This is a genomic window from Rhodococcus sp. CX (assembly GCF_015865005.1).
Lineage (GTDB): Bacteria > Actinomycetota > Actinomycetes > Mycobacteriales > Mycobacteriaceae > Rhodococcus.
The window spans coordinates 3,537-9,326 of record NZ_JADZGH010000180.1 but is presented as its reverse complement, the minus strand read 5'-3'; the positions used below and the strand labels follow the sequence as shown (position 1 = coordinate 9,326).

6 protein-coding genes are annotated in these 5,790 nt (G+C 71.3%); 1 reads left to right on the top strand and 5 read right to left on the bottom strand.

Annotated features, from left to right (window positions below; translation table 11 throughout):
• Positions 1-28: 28 nt before the first annotated feature.
• From I0Q12_RS18810 to I0Q12_RS18790, 5 genes are all read right to left on the bottom strand, one after another.
• A complete protein-coding gene (locus I0Q12_RS18810) occupies positions 29-1,477 on the bottom strand; it encodes an aldehyde dehydrogenase (protein WP_197253449.1) in 1,449 nt (482 codons plus the stop codon).
• A 31-nt stretch (positions 1,478-1,508) separates the two neighbouring features.
• Positions 1,509-2,648, bottom strand: coding sequence for a phosphotransferase family protein (locus I0Q12_RS18805; protein ID WP_197253447.1), 1,140 nt, complete (start codon positions 2,646-2,648; stop codon positions 1,509-1,511).
• Positions 2,649-2,735: 87 nt separating this feature from the next.
• The gene (locus tag I0Q12_RS18800) at positions 2,736-3,635 is read right to left on the bottom strand and encodes a dienelactone hydrolase family protein (protein ID WP_197253444.1); all 900 of its coding nucleotides are present in this window, start codon (positions 3,633-3,635) and stop codon (positions 2,736-2,738) included.
• Between the two features lie 56 nt (positions 3,636-3,691).
• Positions 3,692-4,576 carry an ROK family protein gene (locus tag I0Q12_RS18795; RefSeq protein WP_197253443.1) on the bottom strand — a complete coding sequence of 295 codons (885 nt, stop codon included), beginning with the start codon at positions 4,574-4,576 and terminating at the stop codon, positions 3,692-3,694.
• 53 nt (positions 4,577-4,629) lie between these two features.
• Positions 4,630-5,409 (bottom strand): class I SAM-dependent methyltransferase, encoded by a 780-nt coding sequence (locus tag I0Q12_RS18790; RefSeq protein WP_197253441.1) that lies wholly within the window; start codon positions 5,407-5,409, stop codon positions 4,630-4,632.
• Positions 5,410-5,495: 86 nt separating this feature from the next.
• Between I0Q12_RS18790 and I0Q12_RS18785 the strand changes: the two genes are divergently transcribed.
• A partial coding sequence (locus I0Q12_RS18785; RefSeq protein WP_197253439.1) for a GntR family transcriptional regulator occupies positions 5,496-5,790 on the top strand: 295 nt, incomplete at its 3' end.

Below are 5,790 nucleotides of genomic sequence, written 5' to 3'. Positions count from 1 at the left end.
GGCCGGGGTGCCCCACTCGTTGTGCGTGTCAGCCCTGGTAGCCGGGCGGGTAGAGCACGGACTTGAGCTCGCAGAACGCCTCGATACCCTCGGGGCCGTTCTCGCGGCCGATGCCGGAGTTCTTGTAGCCGCCGAACGGCGAGCCCGGGTCGAAGGCGTACCAGTTGATGCCGTAGGTGCCGGTGCGGACCTGCGCGGCGACCTCGAGTCCCTTCTCGATGTCGGTGGTGTACACCGAACCGGCCAGGCCGTAGTCCGAGTCGTTGGCGATCTTGATCGCCTCGTCGACCGAGTCGTACGGGAGGATGGACAGCACCGGACCGAAGATCTCCTCGCGGGCGATCGTCATCGAGTTGTCGACGTCCGCGAACACGGTCGGCTCGACGTAGTAGCCGGTCTCGATGCCGGCCGGGCGGCCGCCGCCGAGCACCAGGCGGGCGCCTTCCTTCTTGCCCTGCTCGATGTACCCCTCGACGCGGTCGCGCTGCTTCGCCGAGATCAGCGGGCCCAGCTGCGCGGCCGGATCGTCGGGCAGGCCGACGGGGAAGAATGCGGCGGTCGCGACGACCTTCTCGACGACCTCGTCGTAGCGCGAGCGCGGCGCCAGGATGCGGGTCTGGCCGACGCACGCCTGCCCGGTGTTCATCAGGCCGGACATCACGAGCATCGCGATCGTCGAATCGAGATCGGCGTCCTCGAGCACGATCGCGGCGGACTTGCCGCCGAGTTCGAGCGAACAGCGCTTGAGGTTCTGCGCGGCGATCGCACCGATGTGCTTGCCGACCGCGGTGGACCCGGTGAACGTGACCTTGTCGATGTCGGGGTGCGAGACCAGGTACTCACCGGTCTCGGCGCCGCCCTGCACGATCGACAGCACACCCTCGGGCAGGCCGGCCTCGGCGAAGATCTCGGCGACCATGTTGATCGTCAACGGCGCCTCGGGCGCCGGCTTGAGCACGACCGAGCAGCCCGCGAGCAGCGCCGGACCCAGCTTGTTCGCCGCCAGGAACAGCGGCACGTTCCACGCGACGACCGCGGCGACCACACCGACGGGCTCGCGGGTGACGCGGGTGCGGCCGAACGAACCGGACCGCTCGTCGACCCACGGGAACGTCTCGGCGGCGCTCGCGTAGTAGTTCAGCGTGCCCAGCGCCGAGGTCATCTGCATCATCTGCACCGACGCCGGGGGCTGGCCCATCTCGGCGGTGAGCTTCGCGGTGATCTCCGCGGAGCGCTCCTCGATCAGTTTGGCGGCCTTGGCGATCACCTGCGCGCGTTCGGCGGGCGAGGTGCGGGGCCACGGCCCGTCGTCGAACGCGGTGCGCGCCGCCGCGATCGCGGCGTCGATGTCCTTCGGCCCGGCGACGGGGACCGAGCCGACGCGTTCCTCCGTCGCGGGGGAGAACACCTCGAGCTTCTCGTCCGTCGACGGTGCGACCCACCGGCCGCCGATGAAGAGCTTGTCGTAGTCGGTCATGTTCCTCTTCCTCGTAACTTGTTCTGCGAACTCACGTCAGGGCTTGCCAGTAGGTGCCGTCGAGCATTGCCTCGAGGGTCGCGCGGTGCAGGATCATCGAGTCCGGGTCGTCGGGTTGCTCGGCCTGCCCGAAGTGGACGGCGCGAGTCTGGATGCGCAGCATGATGATCGCGTGCTGCAGTGCGGCGTAGCAGGTGTGGAAGTCCAGGTGCTGCGGGGTGTGCCCGGTGCGGGCGGCGTACGCGGCGGCGAGGTCGTCGCGGCGCAGGAAGCCGGGCAGCCCGGGCAGGTTCGCCGCCGCGGCGATGTCCTCGAAGAACCTGTGCAGGAACGTCATCCACGCCAGGTCCATCTCGCGGGCACCGATGGTGGCGAGTTCCCAGTCGAGGACGGCGACGGGCTCGAAGTCGTCGAACAGGATGTTGCCGATGCGGGCGTCGCCCCAGCACACCACGGCCGGGGACGGATCGTCCGGTACGTGTTCGTCGAGCCACGCGAAGGCACGTTCGATGAGCGGCGAGCGCGGCCCGGTCCGTGTGGTCCACTCGTAGTAGGCGCGCTGCCGGTCGATGTGGGCGCGCACCGCCGCGGTCGCGTCGGGTGGGGTGTCGAGATCGGCGATGCCGGGATCGACTGCGTCGAGCGGTAATTCGTGGATACGGGCGAGAATGCCGACCGCGGAGTCCTGCATCGCGGCTCGCTGCGCGTCGTCGGCCTCGGTGACCCACGAACCGAAGTTGTAGGGCATGACGTCCGGTGGGACGACACCGTCGATGCGGGACATGACGAAGAACGGGGCGCCGAGCGGACCGGCGTCGGGTTCGGACCACAGGACCGCCGGAACCGGCACGTCGGTGTGCTCGGCGACGGCGCGCATGATCCGGAACTGGGAGTCGAGGTCGTAGGTGGGGAACACGGGCACGGCGGTCGCCGCGGGCGCGATGCGCGCCACGAGCCGGTGGGTGCGGCCGTCCCAGGTTGCGTCGAACAGCAGGGTTTCGCTGGACATCCCGGTCGCGTCGGGGGAGTGCACGTTGTCCACCCGGGGATCCGGAACCCGTTCGGCGAGCCACCGCTGCAGGTCGGCGCGGATCTGTTCGGGGTCGCGACGGGAATCGTGGGGGCGGGCGACTTCGGCGTGGTGTGCGGTGTCCTCCGGATCGATGATCACCCGCGACTCCTCCCGTGTTCTCGTGCTGTGACCTCGAACACTAGAACACGTTTCATCTTTACGGAAGGGAGCTCCCGGTATCGGGGATCAGCCGGGATGCTGCTCGAACCACTCGAGCATCATCTGCCAGGCCTCGGCCGCGGCGGCCGGGTCGTACCGCGGCCCGGTGTCGTTGAAGAACGCGTGGTCGGCGCCGGCGAACGTCACCACCTCGTGCGTGAGCCCGGCCCGCTCGAGCGCCGCGGTCGCGGCATCGCGGGTCGCGTCGACCCGCTGGTCCTTCTCCGCGTAGATCGCCAGCACCGCCGCCCGCGACCCGGAGAAGTCCGCTCCCTCGGGCAGCGGCCCGTAGAACGGGACCGCGTTGGCCAGGCGCGGTTCGCCGGAGGCGAGCAGCAGCCAGGTCATGCCCCCGCCGAAACAGAAGCCGACCGCCTCGATCGGCAGGCCGGGGAGCCGTCGGGACAGTTCGTCGACCCCCTCCTTCATGTCCGCGGTGAACCGCTCCGTCGGCACGTTGCTCAGCGCCGCGGTCGCCGCGGCCGGATCGGCGAACGACGCCGTGCCACCCTCCTCGGACAGCAGGTCGATCGCCAGCGCCGAATAGCCGGCACCGGCGAAGCGCCCGGCGACCGAGCGGATGTGATCGTTGAGTCCCTTGTTCTCGTGAATCACCAGGACGCCGCCGCGCGGGTCGGTGGCGCCGGCCCAGGCACCCTGCAGGGTGCGGCCGTCCGGGCCCGGGAAGGTGACCTCCTCGGTCGGGACGGCCTCGGCGGCCCCCGGTGGCGGTGATGCCGGAGTCTCGGGCGCGGGGCTCGCCGGCGTCGGCTCGTCCTCCCGCGCGCACGCGGCGAGCAGCGACGACGCGGCGGCCAGACCGATGCCGAGCAGGCCCAGCCGGCGCAGTGCCTCTCGGCGCGTGAGCAGGCCGTCGGCGTGATCGACGGCGATCTCCTCGGCGATGTAACGCTGGAACGGTGTCATCTCTGCCCCCGCCCGGGTTGCGACCTTCCGAGAAGTATTTCGCATCCGGACGGCGGTCAGGGCTCGATTGCGAGCACTCCGGCACCGGTGAGTGTGCCGAGTGGGCCGAGTTCGGCCGGCACGATCCGCAGATCCCGGAGGAAGGACAATCGGCCGTAGCGCGCGGCCGCCGCCAGCATCGGACGCCACAGCGGCGGTCCGGCCTGCGCGAATCCGCCCCCGACGACCACCAGGCCGACGTCGGTCAGGGCCGCCGCCGACGCGAGGATCTGGCCGAGCGCGGTACCCGCCCGTTCGAGTGCCGTGGCCGCCGTCCGGTTCCCGGCGGCTGCGTCCGCGCACAACGCCATCGCGTCGTCGCCGGCCCAGCCGTGGCTGCGCGCCCAGCGCACGGTCGCCGGGCCGCTCGCGACGGTCTCGATGCAGCCGGTCGCGCCGCACGCGCACTGGTCGACGCCGTATGCCGAGGTCATGTGCCCGATGTGGCCCGCATTGCCGGAACGGCCCGGGGCGATCCGGCCGTTCAGCACGAGGCCGCCGCCGATGCCGGTCGACAGGACCACGCTCAGCAGATCCGCGGTGCCGCGGCCCGCGCCGTGCCGGTGCTCGGCGAGCGCGGCGGCCGCGCCGTCCCCGACGAGCCGGATCCGCGCGGCCGGGAACAGCGTCTGCACCGCGTCGACCAGCGCGAACCCGGTCGCCCATTCGGCGATGTTGACGGGTGCGACCGTGCCTGCGGTGGTGTCGATCGGGCCTGCGCTCGCGATCCCGACAGTCGTGATCGCCCGGTCGCCCGCGGCGTGCCGCAGCAACGTGGCCGCGGCGTCCCACACGCCCGTCGTAGGGGTGGGGACGCTCAGCGGAGCGAGCGGGATGCCGTTGTCGCCGACGGTGGATGCTGCGAGTTTGGTGCCGCCGACGTCGAAAGCGAGTGCGGTCATGGCGCATGACAGTAGCGCGTGGAGCTCGCGCGGGCGGACCGTAGATCTCCGCCTCAGGTGCGGCGCAACACCAGCACGAGGTTGCTGACCAGGAACTCCCGGACCACCGGGACCTTCACGAGCCACCACGCCCAGCGCGGGTGGTAGCGGGGGAACGCGGCGAGCAGCTCGCCGTCGCGGGTGTTGCGGGCCCAGCGCAGTCCGTCCGCGCAGCCCACGTCGAACAGCGAGACGCCGTAGCGGTTCTTCGGGTCGCGGCCGTGTTTGCGGGCGTACCGCCGGGCCGCGTATTCGCCGCCGAAGGCGTGCCACGGCCCGGTCTCGTGGCCGCCGAACGGTCCCCACCACAGCGTGTAGGACAGCACCATCAGGCCGCCGGGCTTGGTCACGCGGAGCATTTCGTCGGCCATCACCCAGGGCCGGGGGACGTGCTCGGCGACGTTCGACGAGAAGCACACGTCCACCGAACCGGTCCGCACCGGCAACGCCAGCCCGGATCCGCGGATCGAGCCGCCCACCTGCAGGCCGGCGGCGTGCATCTCCGCCGGATCCGGCTCGATCGGCACGTACCGGGCGCCGACGCCGTCGAACGCCTCGGCGAAGTAGCCGGGTCCGCCGCCGACGTCGACGACGGTGGTGCCGGTCAGGTCGCGGCCGGTCAGGCCGGTGTAGAGGTCGCCGATCAGGTCGACGGTGTCGCGGGCGACCCCGCCGTAGAACACCTCGGGAGCGGTCTGTTCGTACCGGAAGCTCCCGAGCAGGCCGACGGAGCGGCGCAGCGTCGCGCGGCGGGCGAAACGCCCGGCGACGCGGGGCGGGCGAGTGTCGGACACGAGAGGCCAGCTTAATGGGAGCGCGGACGGCCCCGATCACCCCCTGCGGGCGACGAACTCGTTCGCACCGCGTATAAATACATCTTGTGTCTAAGTTGCATTCAGCGGCGGAGCAGGCCTACCGCGAGGTGAAGGAGCGGATCCTGTCCGGCACCCTGCCCGGCGGCGAACTGATCAGCGAAGGCGAGATCGCCGCCGAGATGGGGACCAGCCGGACCCCGGTCCGCGAGGCGTTCCTGCGTCTCGAGACCGAGGGCTGGATGCGGCTGTATCCGAAACGCGGCGCGCTCGTCGTGCCCGTCGCCGACGGCGAAGCCGAACACGTGGTCGCCGCGCGGCTGCTCCTCGAAGCGGACGCCGTCCGCGTGGTGGTCGCCGGCC

Bases quoted from the DNA above. Each gene is read 5' to 3' on its own strand.
- I0Q12_RS18810 (WP_197253449.1), bottom strand. From the start codon at position 1,477: ATGACCGACTACGACAAGCTCTTCATCGGCGGCCGGTGGGTCGCACCG.
- I0Q12_RS18800 (WP_197253444.1), bottom strand. From the start codon at position 3,635: ATGACACCGTTCCAGCGTTACATCGCCGAGGAGATCGCCGTCGATCAC.
- I0Q12_RS18795 (WP_197253443.1), bottom strand. From the start codon at position 4,576: ATGACCGCACTCGCTTTCGACGTCGGCGGCACCAAACTCGCAGCATCC.